Raw genomic sequence first — 18,794 nt, forward strand, 5'->3', positions numbered from 1 at the left:
CGTGGCGGATCGCCGGCTCGGTCGGGGTCGGGGTCGCGTTGGCCGGGGCGGCGTGTTCGGCGCTGCGGGCGGCCGGGTCTGTGCTGCTGCGCCGGCGACCGCTGCCTTCGGCGCGCAACGCCATCTCGCCACACGGGCCAGGTCCGGACCCGGGGGCCACGACCGGTGGGTCGCGCCGCGCGGCGGCGCCAGAGCCAGGAACGGGGTCGGGTCGCGGTGAGGACCGTGGGGCGGCTGATGACCGGGGTTGATGGCCGGTGTGGTGTTGCTGGTCACGTTGGCGGTACTGCCGGCGCTGCTGGTGATGGTGGTGCGGGCGGTCGACTGGGATTGGCGTGGGCTGGTCGCGGAGCCGATGTCCGCGCCGGGAGCCCTTGCGGCGCTGGTCGGTGCGGGGTGGCTCGTGTGGCTGGCCGCGGTCCGGGCGGTGGTGGCGGATGTGGTCGCGGCGCTGCGGGCCGGACCGGGCCGGGTGGTGCGGCTGCCGGTGCCGTTGCACACGGCGGTGACCGCTGCCGTCGGCGGGGTGGTGCTCGCGGTGCAGGCCGCGCGTGGCGGGACGGCGGCCATGCCGGCTGCGGCCTCCGCCGGTTCCGTGGCCACGGCCGGTGTCGCGTCGACGCCGGCACCGGCCGGCGATGGCACGCAGTCCGGCCGTGTCGTCTGGGCTGACGTCGGTGTGCGGGTGCCGGGGGGCTGGCTGCCGTGGCCCCTTGCCGCGGCGCTCGCGGCGGCGGCGACCGCCGGCTGGGTGCACCGGCGACGCCGGTACAGGCCGCGCCGGCCAGCCGGCTGGCAGCGCCACGACCCTGACCTGCCCGTCACGTCCGCGGCCGGGTTGCGGCTGCTCAGCGCCGTGCAGGCAGCCGCCGACCAGGAACCGGCGACCGACGAGGCTGCGGTCACGCACCCGTGGTCCGGCGACGACTTCGCGCCGCATGCCGCGGGCGCCGGCCCAGGTCCGCGCAGCGTGGCCGATGCATGGCTGCCGCGCGGCGTGCTGGCGCTGGAGGGCCCGGGCCGCTACGACGCCGCACGCGGCCTGCTCCTCGCCCTGACGGTCCAGCCGCCGGACCTTCGGCCCGGCATCGCCTGCACCCCGCAGTTCGCCGCCGCAGTCCTCGGGGCCGCCCACATCCCGATCGACGTGCCGCCCACCGACCACACCCCCCGCGCCGATGCCGATGCCGACGCCGATGCGGACACGGTGCTGTTCACGGTGGCGCCGGATTCAGCCGCCCCGGCAGCCGCCGCGGTGCCGGGGGCTACGTCCGGTGGATTGGCCGATCCTGCGACGGCCCGGCATCCTGGACGCACGATCCAGCTCACGGCAACCGGCCAGGGCAGCAGCTGGCATGTCGGCGAGGACGGCACGACACGTGCCGCCGCCGGCGCCGTACCGCGGGTCGGGCGCCTGCCGATGCTCGATCAGGCCGCGACCATGACCCTGCTGACCAGCCTCGGTATCCTGCCGCCCGCCTCGGCCAGCGCCGCGACCGCGCCCGCCGGCGGCCCCGCCCGCCGGGATGCCACCGGCACGGTCGGCGTCGCTGACGTCTGGCCTGACCCGCCGCCGGCCGAGACCGCGGATACGCGACGGCTGCTGGTCAGGGTGCTGGGCGAACCGCAGGTGCTGCGTCCCCATCCGGACGGCGAACACAGCCCGGTCAGGATTCGCCGCACCGCCGGCCGGCAGATCCTGGTGCTGCTTGCGTTGTATCGCGACGGGGCCGGCGCGGACGTGCTGAGGGAGGCGATCTGGCCGGAGGTGCCCTCGGCCGCCGCTCACCGCAGTTTCCTCACCACCATGTCCGAGCTCGGGCGGACCCTGCAGGCGGCCGCCGGCCGGCCGGTGCTGCGCCACGACGACGCCGCCGGTGTCGCCCGGCGCCGGTACTGGCTTGACCCGGCCGCCGCCCAGGTCGACATCTGGCACCTCCAGGACCTGCTCACCACCGCCGTGACCAGCCCCGACGCGGGCAGCCGCCGGGCGCTGCTGCGGGCGGCGGCCGGCCTGGACGGTGGTGAACTCGCCGCGAACTGGGACCAGCCGTGGCTGCTGGCCGACCGGGAACGCCTGGCACGGCATCTGCTCGACATCATCGTCGAACTCGCCGACACCGAACCCGACCACACCACCGCGCTGCACCTGCTGCGCCGGGCGCTGCGCCTGGCACCGGGCAACGAAGCGGTCTACCAGCGGATCCTGCAACGCCACGCCGACGTCGGCGACATCGACGGGTTGCGCCGCACCACCGCGACGTTGGCCGAGTACCGCGCCAACACCGACCGGCCACCCGCACCCGCCTGGATCGCCCCGCCGGCTGCGGCGCCGAACTCGCCCACCCGAGCGCCCAGGCCGACTGCCGACCAGTGGCCGCCGACGCCGCCACGGTAAGCACCACGAGACCGGGCCGGGCGGTTCCTCGATCGCTGGAACGGGCGGCTTGTGGAACCACACACCTGGACTGCGGCCACCGGCACCGTCGGCATCCCATCAGCGGACAGGTCGGTCACTTCCGAACGGCACCCGCATGGCAGCCCACCGGGGCCGATAGGCCGCCGGCGACCGGGGTGGGGCGGCGGACCGGCAAGTGTTGTTCGACGGCTGCGGCGCCCGGCGAGTCGCCGACGGTGCGGGCCCTGCCCCCTGACCAGGGGTGTTTTCCGGTGTTACCGGCTGTGATCCGCTGTGACGGCGCTGTCGGGGTCGACGCCGCCCGCCCGGCTTTAGCGTCGCGGTGTCGACGGATGAAGGGCCGGGTGGGAATCATGCAGACGGCGGTGACGGCCAGCGCCGGGCGGCGCGCAGCAGGGATGTCTGGCGCCGCTACCGGCTGGCGCGGGCACGGGCGGCCGCGGGCGCGGCGGCGGGGGCGGTGGTGCTGCTGATCGGGGTGGCGGGGCTGCCGGTCGGGCTGTTGCTCATCCAGCGGCCGCTGCTGGCCGGGTTCGATCCGGCGGCCGTGGTAGCGCAGCCGATGGGTTGGCCGCTGTTCGCCGCGCTCGGGGTGGCCGGTGGCTGGAGTGTGTGGGTGTGGCTGGTCGCCGCGACGGTGTCCGACGTCGTCGCCGCGGCCCGCCGCGGTGTGCCACGGCTGCTGCCGGCTCGGCTGCACGCGGCGGTGACCGCCCTGGCCGGCGTCCTGATCACCGCCGCCACACCGGGTACCGGCCATGCCGCGGCCACGGCACCCGCCGCCGCGGTCCACACCCCAGCCATGGAGACGGCACCGCAGACGGTGGCGGTGCCACCCGCGACCGTGGTGCCCGCGTCGGGACTGCTGACGGCCAGCGCCCCCACCGGCGGGGCGGTCCGGGCGCCGCTGACCGTGACGGTCCGCCGCGGCGACACCCTGTGGGGTATCGCCGGGCACTACCTGGGCAACCCGAGCCGCTGGCCCGAGATCTACCACCGCAACGCCGACCGCTACGACCAGCACGGCCGGATGCGCGGCGGCAACCACATCGAACCGGCCTGGGTGCTGATCCTGCCCGACGACGCGACCCCGCCGCCCGGCGCGCAGCCCGGCGACCCAGGGCAGCAGGACCCTGGCACGCAGACCGAGCCAGGCGCCGGGCAGACCACCGCGCCCACGCCATCCCCGCCGGCCTCGACGGCCACCCCCGCACCGGCGGTCACCGCGTCCGCGGCAGCGCCCAGCGGTACCACCGCACCGGCCACCGGCCCGCCCGCTGCCGTTGGCCCCTCATCGGCCAGCTCCGCCGTCCCGTCACGGCCGGCCACTAACCCGGCGCCTCCACCCGGCCCGGCACCGGCCCAGCCGCACGGGATCACGCTGCCCGGCGGCAGCTGGCTGGACCTGGGACTGGCCACCGCGATCGCGGCCGCGGCCGCACTGGTCTGGGCCCACCGGCGGCGCCGCTACACCCGCCGGCCGCCCTCACCGGACCTGCGGCTCGGCGACCCGGACGTGGCGGTGATGCCGCCGGTGGTCCGGCAGATCCGCCGCCGGCTGCGCGGCGGCGCACACGACACCGACGGCCTGCATCCGGCTGGAGACGCCGTGCAGATCGGGCGGTTGACCGACGCGGACGACACCCCCGACCAGGAGGACCGGCTGGCCCACGACGACGACATCGCTGATCCCGAGCCGGCACCCGACCTCGACCTGGCCGCCGGCGACCCACCGCCCGACACTGCCGGAGGCGACCCGGCCGGAACGGAGCCGCGGCCGTCGCGCACCGGCCCGGACGCGACCGGAGACGGCCAGGCACCCAGCACAGCGCGGCCGGCGGTGCCGTCCCTGGCGCACCCGCTCACGGCGGTCTGGCCGCCCGCGGGGCTCGGCTTGACCGGCGCCGGCGCCGAGGCCGCCGCCCGGGGGTTCCTCGCCGCCGGGCTCGCCGCCGGGGGCCTGGACGAGCCGGACCAGCGCAGCTGGGTGGTGATGCCCGCAGCGACCGCGACGACGCTGCTCGGCGCGGACACTGCCGCGCTGCCGCACACACCGCGGCTGACCGTCACGGCCGGGCTCGACGACGCCCTCGACCTGCTCGAGACGCAGACGCTGCACCGCAGCCGCATCGTCTACGCCCACGAGGCCGACACCGTGGCCGACCTGCGCGCCGCCGATCCGACCGACGAACCGTTGCCGCCGATCCTGCTGCTGGCCGACACGACCGGCCACCACCAGCGCACCCGCATCGCCGCGCTGCTGGCCCAGGGCCAGCGCCTCGACATCCACGGGGTGCTGCTCGGCGCCTGGCCCGACGGCGACACCGTCGTCGTCGCCGCGGACGGCACCACCAGCCCAGCCAGCGGGGAGGGCGCCCGGCACGGCAACCACCCCGCGGACGTCGGCCGGCTGGCCACCCTCACCCCGGCCGAGACCAGCGACCTGCTGACCACCCTCGCCGAGTCACACACCGGCCAGCCGCAGGCGCCCGCTCCCGTCGAGCCCGCCGCGCAGCTGTCCACCCCACCACAGACAGCCGGACCGGAGGGCGACGGCACGCCCGAGCAGGCGGCAAGCGGCCCGAATCCGGCCGATCCCGTAGCTGTACCGGTCGCGAATCCCGAACATCCGCACGGTGACCAGTCCACCGTCTCGGGGAGCGCCGACGAGCGCATCGATGGCAATGCCGTACCAGACGCGGCGACCGATGGCGCCGCTGGCCCGGTTGTCCCGACTCAAGCCGTCGCGCCGGACCGCGCCGGCAGCGTGGAGGCCGACGCGGTCGTCGAGGCGCAGCCGACCACGCGTCCCGCCGCGGATGTCGGCAACGACGTGCAGGGCGAGGACAGCGATGCGCCCGACGACGATTCGGTGGAGGAGTCGGACGCCGCCGCCGACGACGCCGACACGGGTCCGGGCCGGGTGGAGGTGACGGTGCTCGGCCCGGCAGGAATCGTCGACGTGCCGCCCGGCCCGACACTGCGTAAGAAGTCCGTCCGAGGTGCTGGTGTATCTGGCCGTGCACGATGGCGACGCGTCCGCCGAGGCGATCCTCGACGATGTGATGCCCGACGCCCCGTCCAAGAAGGCGCCCCGCCGGCTGTATACCTACGTGTCCAACCTGCGCGCGGTCATGCGCAACACCGGCGGCCGCGGCACCTACATCACGCATCCCGGTCAGCGGTACGTGCTCAGCGCCGACGCCGTCGATGTGGACCTGTGGCGGATGCGCACCGCGATCCGCGACGCCGACCAGGCCACCGACCCGCGGGAACGGCTCGCGGCGCTGCGCCGCGCCGTGGACACCTACGGCGGGCCCTTGGCCGAGGGCGCCGACTACGAGTGGATCGAGCCGTACCGCGAAGCCGTCCGCGTGCAGGCCCTGGACGCTTCCCTCGCCCTCGCCGAGGCCCTCGCCGACAAACCGGCCGAGCAGGTCGCGGTGCTGGAGTCGGCGATCCGCGACAACCCGTACACCGAGCAGCTGTACCAGCAGGCCATGCGTGCCCGGGCCACGCTCGGGCACCTCGACGCGATCCGAAGCCTGCGCCGCGCGCTGACCCGCGCGCTGGGCGACATCGACGCCGAGCCCAGCGACGAAACCATCACCCTGGCCGATGAGCTGGTCGCCCAGGCACAGCGCCCCGGCCGGCGACCGGATCTGCGGCCGGCGCCCCGACCCGGTGACGGAGCCGCCGCATGACCGCGACATCGACCCCGGTAGTCGCCCTCACCCGCCGGAACCTCGAGGAGGCCGGTGGCGCGGACACCGACGCGAGGTACCTGCGCCGTCTGCGGTGGGCCGTGCGGGCGGTGCTCACCCTGGGTGTCACGGCATCGATCGCCGCGAACGTGTTGCACGCGCGGCCCAACCTGATCAGCCAGATCATCGCCGCCTGGCCGCCGCTGGCGCTGCTGTTGACCGTCGAACTGATCTCCCGGGTTCCGGCGGACCGGCGCTGGCTGGCCAGCCTGCGGTTGATGGCCGCCGCTGTGATCGCCGGCATCGCCGCCTGGGTCTCCTACTGGCACATGGCCGGCGTCGCCGCCCGCTACGGCGAGACCGACGCCGGCGCCTCCCATCTGCTGCCGCTCTCCGTCGACGGCCTCGTCGTCGTGGCCAGCATCAGCCTCGTCGAGATCGCCGGACGCATCCGCACCACCGCCAGCCAGCCGCGACCCGTCACCATGCCGGCGCCGTCCCCACCGGCCGACCTGCCGGCCACCGACCCAGTGGCGGCCTCACGCCTGCAGGCCGCCACGGCCAGCCCACCAGCGCCCGCCGCGCCGCAGCCCGCCGCCGTCGCCTTCGACTCGGCGGCGCACGGCGGCCCGGCGGTGACGCCGGACGAACCGGCGCACCCTCCAGGACGCCGCACCGACGGCCACCACCATCACGCAGGCGAGCCCGGCCAGGCGCTGTCCGACGGGGCCGCGACGGCGCCGCCCGGACCGGGCTCGGTCAGCGCGCTGCCGGCCATCGATGACTTGGAGGCTGCTGGGAGCGCGTCGCCTGGAGTCGATGGCCGAACCGCCACCGCCGGCGGAATCCCGCAGCGGCCGTCAGTCTTGCCCAGCCCGGACGGCGACCAGCCGGTGCCCCCGACACCGTCGCCGGACGGGTCGGGCGACGGCCAGCCCGGCCTCGACGTCGACGCGGACACCGACGGCCGCAACGGCCGGGGCGGGTGCGACGACGATGACGCCGTGGTGCCGTCCGACACGGCGGCGGCAGTCGCCTACTGGCACGACCGCGACCCGTCGCTGCACCCCGCTGACATCGCGGCCAGGATCGGCCGGTCCGAGCGCACGGTGCGCAGGTACTGGCCGCCAGCGTCGGCGCGGGCCGCCAGCGGGCACGAGGCGAGCGATCTCGCCGAACGACTCCGCGCCTCGTGAACCAGCCCAGGTCTCCGGTCTTCGACTTGGGCACGCCGCATGAGGTTCTCACCGTCGGCGAGGGCCGCACAATTTGGACGCCGAGGCCGGTGCCTTTACGGTCTCGGTATCGCGGTCGGTGCGGCCGAATCGCCAGGACAGCTCGTCGCGGGGCTTCTCCGGTATGCCTGGGGATCGGGGTGTTCGACCCGGGCGTGCAGCCGTGCAGCGTTCCGCAATCGGCGCCCGTGGCTTCGTCAGTGACTTCGGGACCGCGTGTCGGCGAGCGTGGGTCCACCAGCCGACTGCCAATTCTTGTGTTCGTGATTTCGGGCCCATTCACGAGGCCAGGCGAGAGAGGCCGACAGGCGGAGGCAACGCAGCGGGGTTGCCAGCAGGGGGACACGTTCAACCGAGTATTTCGGGTACGGAGCGCGACGGCTTTCAAGGGCGTGCACCGTCAGCGCCAGATGAGCGCGCCGTTGATGATCTACGCTCGGTGTTCGTGTCAGCTGGTTGGGGCCTCATCGACGACCGCATGTTCTTATGATCAAATGACCCTGACAGCGATCCCCCGACCATCTTCGGCTGGCGGAGGTGATCCATTGTCTGGTCCTTGAACGTCCGCGGGTCACCTTATGTCGTCCTGCGACCAGCATCCGGAGACCCTTGTGAAGCGTGCCGTTGCAGCGTGGACCTGCGTCATGGTGCTGAGCAGCTGCAGCTCTCAGCACCATGAGGTCGCGACGTCCTCGCCCGCGGTCGCGGCATCCACTCCGGGGGCCAGCACCGGCGCGCCGTCGCCGTCCGCGTCCCCGAGTGGGGCCCGGTCGCCGCTGACACCCGCGGAACTGCGTACCAGCGCGCTCGTGCCCACGTCATGGGACGCCCCGACAAACTGGACGCTCACCTACGACAAGGAGACTTCGAACCAGGCCATAACCGGCTGTGGCGGCAAGAAGCTGACACCTGGTGACCTCACGATGCACCAGCGGGAGTGGGGCGACGGGCACGGTGCGGGCGGCGGTGAGACTGCAGTCGTACTCGCCGCCTCCGATGCCCCGCCGAATCCGACCGGCAACCCGGGGTACCGGCGAGGCGAGGCGCTGGCCGCACTGGCCCTCGCAGATCGAAAGACCTGCACCCACGAGCACAAGTCCGACGGCAGCGACACCGTATCCGACCTCGACCGCGGAACTGTACTCCGGCCTCAATCAGGCCGGTTCTACGGTGTGGATGCGTACTGCAGCAAGGCCACCCGCAAGGGCTACCCCGACTCGTACTCGTGCTGGACCGCCGCAGGCGCCGGCGACGTCTACGTCCAGTTGTACGGCTTCGGCGCCAGCGCCGAGAACGCGGCCTACGCGCTGGGCGCCCTCCTCAAGGCCGATGCCGCAGCATTCGATGCGTTACCAAGCTAGAGCTCATGGCGTGACGCGTTATGCCAGGAGGGACCTCCAGGTCTCACCGTGCGTCACCAGCGCCGACCTACGCCAAGACGCGTCAAGGCAGAGTGCGTTTGATCAAGCGGCTCCGGCGGTAAGTCCAGCGGCTGCGGGCGACCGTCGGCCGCGAGTCTGGCGTGGATGCCTTTGTTCGTGAGCCCCAATCTCGCGAACGAAGCCAGCCGCGTGATGACAGACCGCCGCGCACCTACGGCGGCATATTAGTGCATCCGGTCGAGTTCCGGCTGCGTCCGTACCGGCTCGTCGGCGACGTACGTCGCGCTCAACTCACAGAATGCTTCATCCGCCCATCGCCTGCGCACCGGGTCCGTGCAGGCGTCCAGAAACGCTCGCGCCGCGGCGGCGATGTGCTCACGGTGGACGGCCAGCTCCGGAACTCGTACGAGCACCACAGCCGCAGTGATCGCCTCCTGCCGAACAAGGGGGTCCGGGTCGTCCAGAAACGCGGTGGCGGCATCGTACATTTGGGAACGGAGCTGCCGGACAGCGCGCCACGCCGAGTTCGGGTACTCCAGCGGCGAATGCCCAGCCAGCTCGACGAACTCACGGACGCGGACGTCACCGACTGCGTTCGCAACGGTGGACAACCAGGTCAGCAGATGGCCTCGCAACGGCCGGAGTCTGCCGTCTGGGCTCCGGACCACTGTATCGCCACCTGCCTTGCGGTCCAGCAGCGCCAGCACGTACAGGACGGCCGGCACCGCCGACTCGAATACGTTGGGATACTCGGCAAGCGAGGCCCACAGATACGACAGTCCCATCGTGATGGACTGCGGATCGTCAGTGGCCAGGCCGTGCAGCGCAGGCCGCATGTCGGGGTCCGGCCACCAGCACTCGTCCGCCTCGCAGGCCCGCATGATGTCGTCGACCATGTTGCATAGGTCGGCCCGCTCCTCAGCCACGGCAGCATGATGACACAGCATCGACGAGCCGGTGGCGGCCGCTGCATTCACAAGATGATCTGGTCCCCTTCACCGTTGCCGTCATCGGTGCTCGCACATCGGCTACGAGCGTGAACTCCTCGCCCGGCCGGGCACTATCCACGCACTGGGACCGGATACGCACGATCCTGGAGGGCGACGTGATGTTCCGCGCCCGGCGCCTGCGGACGCGGGCCCGCACCGGATGTTTCCCGAGCTCGACCCCGCGACCTCGTGGTCGGACGACGTCCTGTCGGTGGACCGGCCCGACCTCGACCTTGGCTACGACCTCGGCGGCCTGGTCCTGGTCCTGGTGCCGTCGCTGTTCGCGTGGCGGAACGTCTTCGTCAAGGCGGCCGAGCCCTGGGCGCCGGTGCTGCGGTACCCCGCCCGTGGCGCGGGCGCGGTGTGGCACACCGGCGCGCCCGCGCCCGACCTCGCCCCGGTGCTCGGCCGGGCCCGCGCCACCCTGCTGGCCGAGCTGGCAACCCCGGCCACGACGACGTCGCTGGCCCGCCGCACGGCCACGGCCCCGGCCGGCGTCTCGGCGCACCTGGCCCGCCTCGCGACCGCCGGCCTGGTCACCCGCTGGCGCGCGGGTCGCCAGGTCTTCTACGTCCGCACCGCCCGCGGCGACGCGCTGCTCGGCCCGGACTGACCCGCCGCGATCGGGCGGCGCCTGTGGCCCCGTCGGGACTTCGCCCTTGGGACAATGGCGGGTATGACTGGACCGAGCTACTCGATCTCCGTCCGCCTGCAGCGCACCACGACCGAGGAGGCGTACCTCTCCGTGCCGGTCGACGCCGCCATCATGAACCCCGGGCCCGCCGCCGACGGCACCTTCCGCATCGACCCGGCCCGGCTGTAGGCAAAGGCCATCCGCCTGGCGGGAGAGTCGGCGCGGTGGACGGTCGAGTCCCAGGACGTGGCACCGCACCCGATCCAGCAGGCCCCGCCGACCATCGCCGCCGGGGGCTGACCACCCGGATCCGGCACTACCAGAGCGTCCCCTCCCGGGACCGGTGCGCCAGCTCACGGCAGCGGTCGCGGTCATAGGGCAGCCCCAGCTCCTGGAAGGCCTCCCGCAGCCACCCATCCCAGAGGCGGTTGTTGCTGACCAGGGCCGCGAGGTACCGGCGCTGCGCCGCGGTGAAGGGCCGCCAGTCGACTCCCTCGCCCCATTCGGCGGCGTCGGCGAAGATCACCCGGAGAAACGGCACGACGTCCTCGCCGGTGATTCGCCCGCCGTCGATGGCCACGGCGGCTACGGCCGCCGGCACCAGCCGCTCGGGGTCGCCGGCCCGCTCGGTCGCCGCCGCGATGAGCGCGAACCGGATGTGCTGGTGGAAGTGGGGCGGCCGGTCGGCGAACCAGCGCTCGGGCGCGGTGGGATCGGCCAGCGCGGCCAGGAGCTCGTCGAGGGCGGCCGGCTCGTCCGCCAGCGCCGGCGCCAGGGCCGCGCAGGCTCGCACGCCCGGATGCGGGTCGCGCAGGTAGGCCCGGGGCGCCCCGGCGAGCGCGCCGATGGCCAGCGCCACGGAGGCCCGTTCGTCCGGCCCGGCGCCCACCGCCGACCGCTCGAGCCGCCACAGATCGGCCACCCCCGTGCCGCAGGCCCCGACGGCGTGCGCCGCCGCCGCACGCACCTTGGGCATCGGATCGTCCAGGGCCGCGTTGGCCGCTTCCAGCAGCACCGGCGTGGCCTCCCGGCAGCCCAGCACGCCCCGCCGGAAGACCGCCGCGGCCAGCGGCCCGTCCGAATAGATGTCCCAGTACTCCTCGTCGTCGCCCTCCAGCACCTCGGCCAGCGCGGCGTCCACGTCCAGATCGGTCGCCGGATACCAGGAGTCGAGCTCGGCGTCGGTGTACGACCGGCCGGCCTCGGCCACCGCGGCCAGAAATCCAAGCAGTGCGGCGCGCAGCTCCGCGTTCGCGGCCCCGGCCAGCCGCGCATCGCCGATCAGCCCGGCCACCACGACGGCGGCCGGGCCGGTCGCGGTGAGCGGCGTGCCCTGGTGGATGACCGCGCCGAACAGATGGCCCAGCGCCTCGCGCCGGCGCTCGGCATCGCCCTCGGCCAGCGCCACCAGGTGACCGGGCGTATCGACGGCCCGGCCGCACGGGTGAAACAGCGTGGCGAACTGCGCCGCGTCGACCTCGAACACGATCACCAACCTACCGCCCGGCGCGTGTCGAGGTCTCGTGCGCGGCCCCGGGCCGCTCGCCCAGGCGCCCGTGGAGCGTCCGGATGAAGCGGTGCGCGCGCCACGACAGGAACGCCAGCCCACCGATGAACACGATCGACGCGAGATCCCACCAGCTGTACAAGTGGCCGTTCGCGTGGGGCCGGTAACCCAGGGCGACCGCCGCGCTGACCAGGCCCAGTGCGACCGCCGCGGCGATGTCGCCGGCCACGTAGCGCCGGACGAAGGCGTACATCTCGTCGGTGCGGAACATGAGGCGGTGGCAGTTCATCCAGGTATTGAGGAACGCCAACGCGCCCACGACGGCCAGCGCCACATTCCACCACCACCAGGTCCGCGGGTCGTCCAGGTAGTAGATGGCGCCGATTTCGCAGATGCCGAGCAGGTAGGGCATGCAGGCGTCCACGAACTTGGGCGACCACCGGTAGACGGCGACGAAATAGTAGTACTCGAACGAGATCGTAATGATGAGGCCGAGCGACGGCACCGCATACGGGATCCGGCGCCAGAGCGCGTGCGTGCCTTCGGTGGACCCGGGGGTCAGGCCCAGGAAGTTTCCGATCAGAAGCGCCAGCGCGACGCCGTGGACGACGCTGATCGTCGTCAGGTGGGTATCGGGGAAGATCTCGGAGACACGGCGCTTGAACTCGCGCCGGTCGAGCACGTGGTGGTCGGTCTCCGGGTGGACCCGTGTCGCGTCGCCGGTCATGACCGGGGGTGCCGGTCGGGCGCGCCGGCCGACCAGGTACAGCGCGGCGCCACAGGTGACCGCCGCGCCGAGCAGCGCCACCGCCGCGGTGGCCCAAACGCGACGGCGGTACGGCCGGCGCAACAGGGTCGCGTTCCCGTTCACCGGTTCACGACCGAGGCCACCAGTTGACCGCACGCCGACCTCGTCGCCGTGCACCGCACGTCCACGCTCGCCGGCACGGTCCCGAGCACCGACACGATGCTGAACCGGATCGCCCCGTCCACGCGTGCTGCGTCACGCCCCACTGCGGCTCCTGCAACTCGACGCCCCGAGGACGACCGTCGCCGAACGGCCGCCGGACCTGGAAGCCGCGTCCGCCCGGTCGCGTGCCTCCGTACCCATCGCCGACCTGCACTCCCGCGCCGCTTCGGCCTTCGACGGGCCCAGGGAGCGGGTCGCGTGCGCGGGCGGGCGCACCGCCCACGCCAACCGGGCCACGCCGGCCAGCACGGCCACCGCCGCGACTGCGGCCACGGCGATCACCCACGGCCGCCTCGACGGCGGCCTCGGCGCAGGCGCGGGCGCGGGCATCAGGTCGGCGACGGTGTACGAGGCGCCGGCATCGAGATCGTTGGCCATAATCCGCATGCTCCGCCCGGAGCAGCCGGAATGTGATCGGCGAGAAGCCGGTACGGCATTCCGGACGGACCCGGCCGACCGGACTTGCGGCGCACCCCGATCGCGAACGGACACGACCGCCGGCCATCGGGGCCGCCGGCGGTGTGACCCGGCGGCGCGGGAGGCCCGCTCGGACCTCGTTGCAGGAGATCTCGAGCGCCCGCGGCGCCGCCGGGCCGGCCAGTGCCCGCGCCCAGCCGGGCAGTACGACAGCCTCGGCGAAGAACTCGTCGAGACTCAGGCCGAAGGACCACAGCTGAATCAGCCACAGCGGGATCCGTCCGTCGAGGTCGAACTTGTTGACCGGATCGGCGCAGGCGTATTCATAGGCGTTGCGACGTTCACCAAGACACTCGCCCAGCACCGAGCCTGATCACCGACCATGCGCACCCTCATCGGTACGAGCGTGCGCCACGTGTCGCGGTTCCACGCGCCCGGCCGCCGTCACGGAGCGTGGCGATCTTCGAGCAGCGGCCGCGCGAGACCTGCGGCAGATGAGGAAACCAAGATCGTGGCATTGGAGTCGATGGAATCTCCTCACACGGGCGCCCTCCTCCTCAGTCGGGTGGGCCGCAGCGGCTTGCCGGGATTGACGCTGGTCGGACCGGCTGTGGTGCCGTTGCGGTCCCGTTCTGAGTGACCTTGGCGGAGCCGTGGCGGGCAGATGAGGACGCTGTGATGCCCTACCCGGCTTGGTAGTCGACACCATGGGGTCGGATCAGGTCGAACCTGGTGCTGAGGCGTTCGGGAAGCTCGTCGACCAGTCCGTGCCCTGGTCAACGTCCTGGTCTCGGTCGGGCAGTTCCAACGCGACCTGCAGAACGAACTCACCCGTGACGGCCTCGCCGCCGCCTGGGCCAACGGCGCCAAGTCCGGCCGGCGGCCCCGCCTGGCCCAACTCGGCGTCCTGGACCAGGTGCGCCACGCCTTCCGCGACGGTGCCAGCATCGCCGCCCTCGCCCGCGACCACCAGGTCAGCCGCGTCGCTATCCGAACCGCAGTCGCCGACCTGCTACCCAACCAACCCCACCAGCCCGCGGTCGCCACCGCGGACAAACCTCGGGCCGTACGTGTGGAGATCCCCGGCAAGATCGCCGACCATCTCAACGGCCTCCCCGAGCTCGGCGAGGCCGAGCGGCACGCTCTGCGGCGGGGCCGCCCGGTACGCCGCGGCCAGGGCTACAGCCTGCACGTCACCGCGCTGCCCGACGTACACCAGGCACTGCTTGCCGCCGCAGCCGAACTGGGCGCCGACGGGGCAACCTCGGCGGCACGCAAGGCGTACCGGGTCTACACCGACCGCCTGAACAACGCCGTGGTGTCCACCGTGCCGGTGTAACCCGCACTTCAACCCAGAAGTCCGACGTCATAGACGTTCGTGGCGATCGACTGTGGTGTTAGGAGGTGCCCCAACCGGACATGGTCAAGTTGTCGTTGCGCGTGCACCAACCGCAACCCAAGGTGGGACCAGCCAAAGACTCAGCCGCGCGACCGAGAAAGCGCCCCAACGTCCTCACGCCGGGCGTTGCTCAACACCGGCTCATGATCACGGGCCGACCAGTGCGGGACGGGCGAGTGTCGGTGGTGCAACCCGGGGCCGCCGTCGTGGCATATGGGGGCAGACAGTTTTTGTCGCGGGAGGCGGGATGCGGGACGCGCAGGGGTTCGACGATTTCTACCAGGGCACCCGGGCACGGCTCGTGGCGTACCTCTTCGCGGCCAGCGGCGACCTGGCCGAGGCACAGGACGCCGCCCAGGAGGCGTACACCCGGGCGTGGCAACGCTGGCCCAGCCTCGCCGGCTCGCCCGATCCGGAGGCGTGGGTCCGCACCGTGGGCTGGCGCGTCCTGGCTCACCGCTGGCGCAGCCTGCGCAGCCGCCGCCGCGCTCAGTACCAGCAGGGCGCCCCACGTTCCTCGCCCGCGCCGAGCGAGGACACCGTGACCCTCGTGGCGGCGCTGCGGCAGCTACCGGAGCCCCAGCGCCAGGCGCTCGTGCTGCACCACCTACTTGATCTTCCGGTGGTACAGATCGCGGCCGAGACCGGTGTACCCGTGGGCACGCTCAAGGCTCGTCTGTCGCGTGGCCGCACCGCTCTGGCCGCCATCCTCGGCAGCCACTTCGAGGAGGTTGACCGTGCCTGACTTCGACCAGTTCGCCCAGCACCTGCACGCCGACGTGTCCAGACTGGACTGGCCAGACCCCGACCGGATCCGGGCCGTCGGCAGCCGCCGCCGGCGCGCGCAGGTCGCGGCCATGACACTGGCCGTGGCCGTCGTCGTGGCCGGCGTACTTGTGCTGCCCCGCACCGGTACGCGGCATGCCCCGGCACCGGCGGCGAGCCTCACACCGACTGCCACCTCGCCGGCCCCAAATCCGTCGACCTCCGCCGCGCCGTCGCTGGGTGCTGCGGTGATCCCGCCCTCCGCGCTGCTGTCGGCCACGGACTTCGGCGGCGGGTTCACCGCCTCCGGCGGGGTGTTTGCGGCGCCGGCAGTGCCCAACCCGTTCATCGGCTGCGGCCCGGACGGCCTGCCCGGGGATGACCAGCCAGTGGCGGGCATGGGTGCCGGTGCGGGGCAGCAGCAGAACGGATCCCAGGGCTCTGACTCGGTGCTGCGCTTCGCCGGTGGCGGCGCCCACCGCGCCATGGTCGCGATCGACGCACTGGTGGCCGGCTCGTGTGCCGGTCACTACCAGGTGGTCGACCGCACCCTCGGCGGCGACGAGTCGCTGCTGCTGCACTCCACCGACCTGTCGGTCGTACAACCGCAGGCCGCGCACGGCAGGGAGATCTACTACGCGGTCGTGCGCAAGGGCGACTACCTGGTATGGATCGCCCTGATCAACCCGAGCCAAGCCAGCGGGCAGACCGCGCGCGCCACCACCCTGGCGCACCGCGCACTCCAACGGCTATGCGCCGCTGTGGCCTGCTGAGGAGCGCCGGTCAGCCGTCAGTGAACCCGAGCCGCGTCAGGTACCTGAAGGGTCGGCCCTTACCGAAACGCCGAGCACCTCCGGCCCGCTCGGTTCGGTGAACTCCCGGGCCACCGCGCGTGCAGAGGCCCTCGGTCAGCCGTGCAGACGACCGTGAACATTGACAGCTACGGCTGGTCGCCCACGCCTCGGCAAGGGGCAGCTACGCGCCCCCAGGCTCGACGTGCTCGCGGCCGTTGCCGGGCGGTTTGACGCGGGCACACACGGGCACCTCGGTCAGGGCCAGCCACAGCGTCATACCGAGCGTGACGATCGATGGAAGTCGCAGTGCTCGGTCGGCAGCCGATCCGTGCACTCGATCACGGCGTCGAGACGCATCTGAGACGTGGCGAGTTCTGGCTACTCGAGTGGAGACCGTGGTCTCGGCGGATCGTGCGAGAAGTCGTAGACATCGATGCCGGCGAGCCGGTATCGCTCCCAGCCGGCAGAACTGCTGTCGTGCTGTGTGAGCAGCACGTGTTCATCGACGGTGACGAGGCATGACGTGGCTTCGGCGAGGATGTTCTGCACATGGCCGGGCTCGGCCAACATGCGCGCGATCAGCGAGGCTCGGATCTGAACGTGTTCGTGGCGAACGAGCTTCCGCCACGAAGCGGGTGCGGGGAAACCCAATGCCAGGATCCCGCCTGACCGGAATCTGAGACGGATCTTGCTGGCTGCCTCGGTGCGATACCAAATCGCGTCGTTGAGCAGGCGGAGCCGATGCTGATCGGTCAGATCTGGGGACGACGTCGCGAACCGGGCGACCGCGAGCGCCGACCTGAAATGGGCATCATCCTCGGGATGCGACTGCCAGTGCGTCAGGTACGGCGGGACTGTGGCCACATCCGAACCCTATGCGGCAACCGTCTCCGGACCCAAGCGCCCGGGCCGAGAGGTGGGCGCACGGTCACTGGCAGGACAGGAGCCCCGTCCTCACCGTTCCGGTGACCGACTGTTACGAGCTCCGGTCGACGACCGCGCCCACTGCGGCAAACCCGGATCGCGGCTACGTATTGACTAGACCTACGACCGCAGCCCGGCCAGGCTTGGTCGAGGTGACCGGTGGGGTCGCTCGCATCGCGGCTGCCCACAGCGGTTTGGTGTGGCTCACTCATGGCGTGCGTCCTGCCGGTCGCCGTGGCGCGGAGAGGCTCCAGAGGGGTCTGCCCTGCTCGACGTAGCGCTGCCCTCCTCGCCGACACCTGGATCGTCGGATCGAGAGGGACGGCATGGCACGCGTCATCATCGGCATGGACCCGCACAAGCGGTCCGCGACCATCGAGATCATCAACGGCCGGGAGAAGGTCGTGGCGCAGGGCCGGTTCGGCACGGACCGCGACGGCTACCAGGCGATGCTCAAGCTGGGCCGGCAGCACAAAGACCGGGTCTGGGCGGTCGAGGGCTGCAATGGCATCGGCCGGCACATCGCTCAGCGTTTGGTCGCCGACGGCGAGACCGTGCTGGACGTGCCCGCGAAACTGTCCGCGCGGGCCAGGCTCTTCGATACCAACCAGTCCCGCAAGACCGATCCCGCCGACGCCCACTGCGTGGCGGTCGCCGCCTACGCGCGGCCGGGTTGCGGCAGGTCACGGTCGATGACACCACGGTGGCGTTGAAGCTGCTTGTCGATCGCCGTGACGCGCTGGGGCGGGCTCGGACCGAAACACTCAACCGGCTGCACCAGCTGCTGCTCGAGCTCGTGCCCGGCGGGGCGAAGCAGTTCCTGTCCGCGCCGCAGGCCCGTGCCCTGCTCAGCACGGTCCGGCCGCGTGACATCGTCGGTCGCACCCGCCGGCAGCTGGCCTCGGAACTGATCACTGAGGTCGCCGTGATCGACAAGAAGATCAAGGCCGCCAACGCGCAGCTGACCGAGTTGGTTGCCTCGACCGGCAGCACGCTGCAGCAGCTCAACGGCATCGGTCCGTCCGGCGCGGCTCGGCTCCTCGGTGACGTCGGCGACGTCGACCGGTTCGCCAGCCGGGACCATTTCGCGTCCTGGAACGGCACCGCACCCATCGACGCGTCCTCCGGTGACCATCGGCGTCACCGGCTGTCGCGGGCCGGGAACCGGCGCATCAACCGGGTCCTGCACATCATGGCCATCGTCCAGCTCCGCAACGACACCGAAGGCCGTGCCTACTATCGACGCAAACTCGCCGCGGGCAAGAGCCCGATGGAAGCCATGCGCAGCCTCAAACGCCGACTGTCCAATGTGGTCTATCAACAGATGGTCAACGACGCCAAACGGATCCGGACGGGCCCGGGAGGGCAAACGGGAGCGACTCTGCAATCCAGCGCGGCCGGCTCAATCCCGACAGCCAGCACTTCGGACAAGCCACTTCCCGGACCCGCTAGAGCCCACTCTAGAACACCGGCCCTGGCCTTCTCTTGACACAGAGGGGTGCCATGAGCGTGAACGTGATCAAGCGCGCCTTGCGGCAATAGAGTGCGGTCGGGCCGCTCGGTGCATGCGGCTCGGCACCAGTCGGTTGACCATCGACCGCTCTGACAGGGCATGGTTACGATGGTGGCTCTACGCAGGATCTAGGAAAGAAGCG

Annotated in this window: 19 protein-coding genes; 12 read left to right on the plus strand and 7 right to left on the minus strand. The window is 72.4% G+C overall.

Translation table 11 applies throughout. From position 1 onward, the window contains the following. Positions 1-259 precede the first annotated feature (259 nt). The gene (locus ACPPVO_RS34840) at positions 260-2,398 is read left to right on the plus strand and encodes an AfsR/SARP family transcriptional regulator (protein ID WP_426502794.1); all 2,139 of its coding nucleotides are present in this window, start codon (positions 260-262) and stop codon (positions 2,396-2,398) included. A 432-nt stretch (positions 2,399-2,830) separates the two neighbouring features. Here the strand turns inward: ACPPVO_RS34840 and ACPPVO_RS34845 are convergent, their stop codons facing one another. From ACPPVO_RS34845 to ACPPVO_RS34855, 3 genes are all read right to left on the minus strand, one after another. Further along, positions 2,831-3,355, minus strand: coding sequence for a hypothetical protein (locus ACPPVO_RS34845; RefSeq protein WP_426502795.1), 525 nt, complete (start codon positions 3,353-3,355; stop codon positions 2,831-2,833). Positions 3,356-3,905: 550 nt separating this feature from the next. Continuing rightward, the gene (locus ACPPVO_RS34850) at positions 3,906-4,709 is read right to left on the minus strand and encodes a hypothetical protein (protein ID WP_426502796.1); all 804 of its coding nucleotides are present in this window, start codon (positions 4,707-4,709) and stop codon (positions 3,906-3,908) included. A gap of 174 nt (positions 4,710-4,883) precedes the next feature. After that, positions 4,884-5,504: a hypothetical protein gene (locus ACPPVO_RS34855; protein WP_426502797.1), complete on the minus strand. Its 621-nt coding sequence runs from the start codon at positions 5,502-5,504 to the stop codon at positions 4,884-4,886. Between ACPPVO_RS34855 and ACPPVO_RS34860 the strand changes: the two genes are divergently transcribed. The 3 genes from ACPPVO_RS34860 (at position 5,485) to ACPPVO_RS34870 (ending at position 8,719) form a co-directional block, all read left to right on the plus strand. After that, positions 5,485-6,123 carry an AfsR/SARP family transcriptional regulator gene (locus ACPPVO_RS34860; RefSeq protein ID WP_426514748.1) on the plus strand — a complete coding sequence of 213 codons (639 nt, stop codon included), beginning with the start codon at positions 5,485-5,487 and terminating at the stop codon, positions 6,121-6,123. The genes ACPPVO_RS34855 and ACPPVO_RS34860 overlap by 20 nt on opposite strands. Further along, a complete protein-coding gene (locus ACPPVO_RS34865) occupies positions 6,120-7,319 on the plus strand; it encodes a DUF2637 domain-containing protein (RefSeq protein ID WP_426502798.1) in 1,200 nt (399 codons plus the stop codon). Before ACPPVO_RS34860 ends, ACPPVO_RS34865 begins: the two co-directional genes overlap by 4 nt. 848 nt (positions 7,320-8,167) lie before the next feature. After that, entirely contained in the window at positions 8,168-8,719 is a 552-nt protein-coding gene (locus tag ACPPVO_RS34870; RefSeq protein ID WP_426502799.1) for a hypothetical protein, read from the plus strand. Between the two features lie 245 nt (positions 8,720-8,964). Here the strand turns inward: ACPPVO_RS34870 and ACPPVO_RS34875 are convergent, their stop codons facing one another. Further along, positions 8,965-9,666 carry a hypothetical protein gene (locus ACPPVO_RS34875; protein WP_426502800.1) on the minus strand — a complete coding sequence of 234 codons (702 nt, stop codon included), beginning with the start codon at positions 9,664-9,666 and terminating at the stop codon, positions 8,965-8,967. A 223-nt stretch (positions 9,667-9,889) separates the two neighbouring features. Between ACPPVO_RS34875 and ACPPVO_RS34880 the strand changes: the two genes are divergently transcribed. Both ACPPVO_RS34880 and ACPPVO_RS34885 read left to right on the plus strand, forming a co-directional pair. Continuing rightward, entirely contained in the window at positions 9,890-10,342 is a 453-nt protein-coding gene (locus ACPPVO_RS34880; protein WP_426502801.1) for an ArsR/SmtB family transcription factor, read from the plus strand. Positions 10,343-10,405: 63 nt separating this feature from the next. Further along, positions 10,406-10,552: a hypothetical protein gene (locus tag ACPPVO_RS34885; protein WP_426502802.1), complete on the plus strand. Its 147-nt coding sequence runs from the start codon at positions 10,406-10,408 to the stop codon at positions 10,550-10,552. A 127-nt stretch (positions 10,553-10,679) separates the two neighbouring features. Here the strand turns inward: ACPPVO_RS34885 and ACPPVO_RS34890 are convergent, their stop codons facing one another. After that, positions 10,680-11,849: a hypothetical protein gene (locus ACPPVO_RS34890; protein ID WP_426502803.1), complete on the minus strand. Its 1,170-nt coding sequence runs from the start codon at positions 11,847-11,849 to the stop codon at positions 10,680-10,682. A 10-nt stretch (positions 11,850-11,859) separates the two neighbouring features. Further along, on the minus strand, positions 11,860-12,795 hold the full coding sequence (locus ACPPVO_RS34895) for a hypothetical protein (RefSeq protein ID WP_426502804.1): 936 nt from the start codon (positions 12,793-12,795) through the stop codon (positions 11,860-11,862). A 70-nt stretch (positions 12,796-12,865) separates the two neighbouring features. Here ACPPVO_RS34895 and ACPPVO_RS34900 point away from each other — a divergent pair, with 70 nt between their 5' ends. The 4 genes from ACPPVO_RS34900 (at position 12,866) to ACPPVO_RS34915 (ending at position 16,194) form a co-directional block, all read left to right on the plus strand. Continuing rightward, a complete protein-coding gene (locus tag ACPPVO_RS34900) occupies positions 12,866-13,630 on the plus strand; it encodes a hypothetical protein (protein WP_426502805.1) in 765 nt (254 codons plus the stop codon). A 543-nt stretch (positions 13,631-14,173) separates the two neighbouring features. Continuing rightward, positions 14,174-14,596, plus strand: coding sequence for a hypothetical protein (locus ACPPVO_RS34905; protein WP_426502806.1), 423 nt, complete (start codon positions 14,174-14,176; stop codon positions 14,594-14,596). Between the two features lie 307 nt (positions 14,597-14,903). Beyond that, on the plus strand, positions 14,904-15,401 hold the full coding sequence (locus ACPPVO_RS34910; protein WP_426502807.1) for a sigma-70 family RNA polymerase sigma factor: 498 nt from the start codon (positions 14,904-14,906) through the stop codon (positions 15,399-15,401). After that, entirely contained in the window at positions 15,394-16,194 is an 801-nt protein-coding gene (locus ACPPVO_RS34915; protein WP_426502808.1) for a hypothetical protein, read from the plus strand. The genes ACPPVO_RS34910 and ACPPVO_RS34915 overlap by 8 nt, the downstream gene beginning before the upstream one ends. Before the next feature lie 399 nt (positions 16,195-16,593). On the opposite strand, the gene ACPPVO_RS34920 is transcribed toward ACPPVO_RS34915, so the two are convergent. After that, the gene (locus ACPPVO_RS34920) at positions 16,594-17,079 is read right to left on the minus strand and encodes a hypothetical protein (protein WP_426502809.1); all 486 of its coding nucleotides are present in this window, start codon (positions 17,077-17,079) and stop codon (positions 16,594-16,596) included. 386 nt (positions 17,080-17,465) lie between these two features. On the opposite strand from ACPPVO_RS34920, the gene ACPPVO_RS34925 reads away from it, so the two are divergent. Then, a complete protein-coding gene (locus tag ACPPVO_RS34925; protein ID WP_426502810.1) occupies positions 17,466-17,852 on the plus strand; it encodes an IS110 family transposase in 387 nt (128 codons plus the stop codon). Beyond that, the gene (locus tag ACPPVO_RS34930) at positions 17,843-18,628 is read left to right on the plus strand and encodes a transposase (protein WP_426502811.1); all 786 of its coding nucleotides are present in this window, start codon (positions 17,843-17,845) and stop codon (positions 18,626-18,628) included. The genes ACPPVO_RS34925 and ACPPVO_RS34930 overlap by 10 nt, the downstream gene beginning before the upstream one ends. Positions 18,629-18,794: the final 166 nt, after the last annotated feature.

This window comes from Dactylosporangium sp. McL0621 (genome assembly GCF_049995355.1).
In the GTDB taxonomy this organism is placed as follows: Bacteria; Actinomycetota; Actinomycetes; order Mycobacteriales; family Micromonosporaceae; genus Dactylosporangium.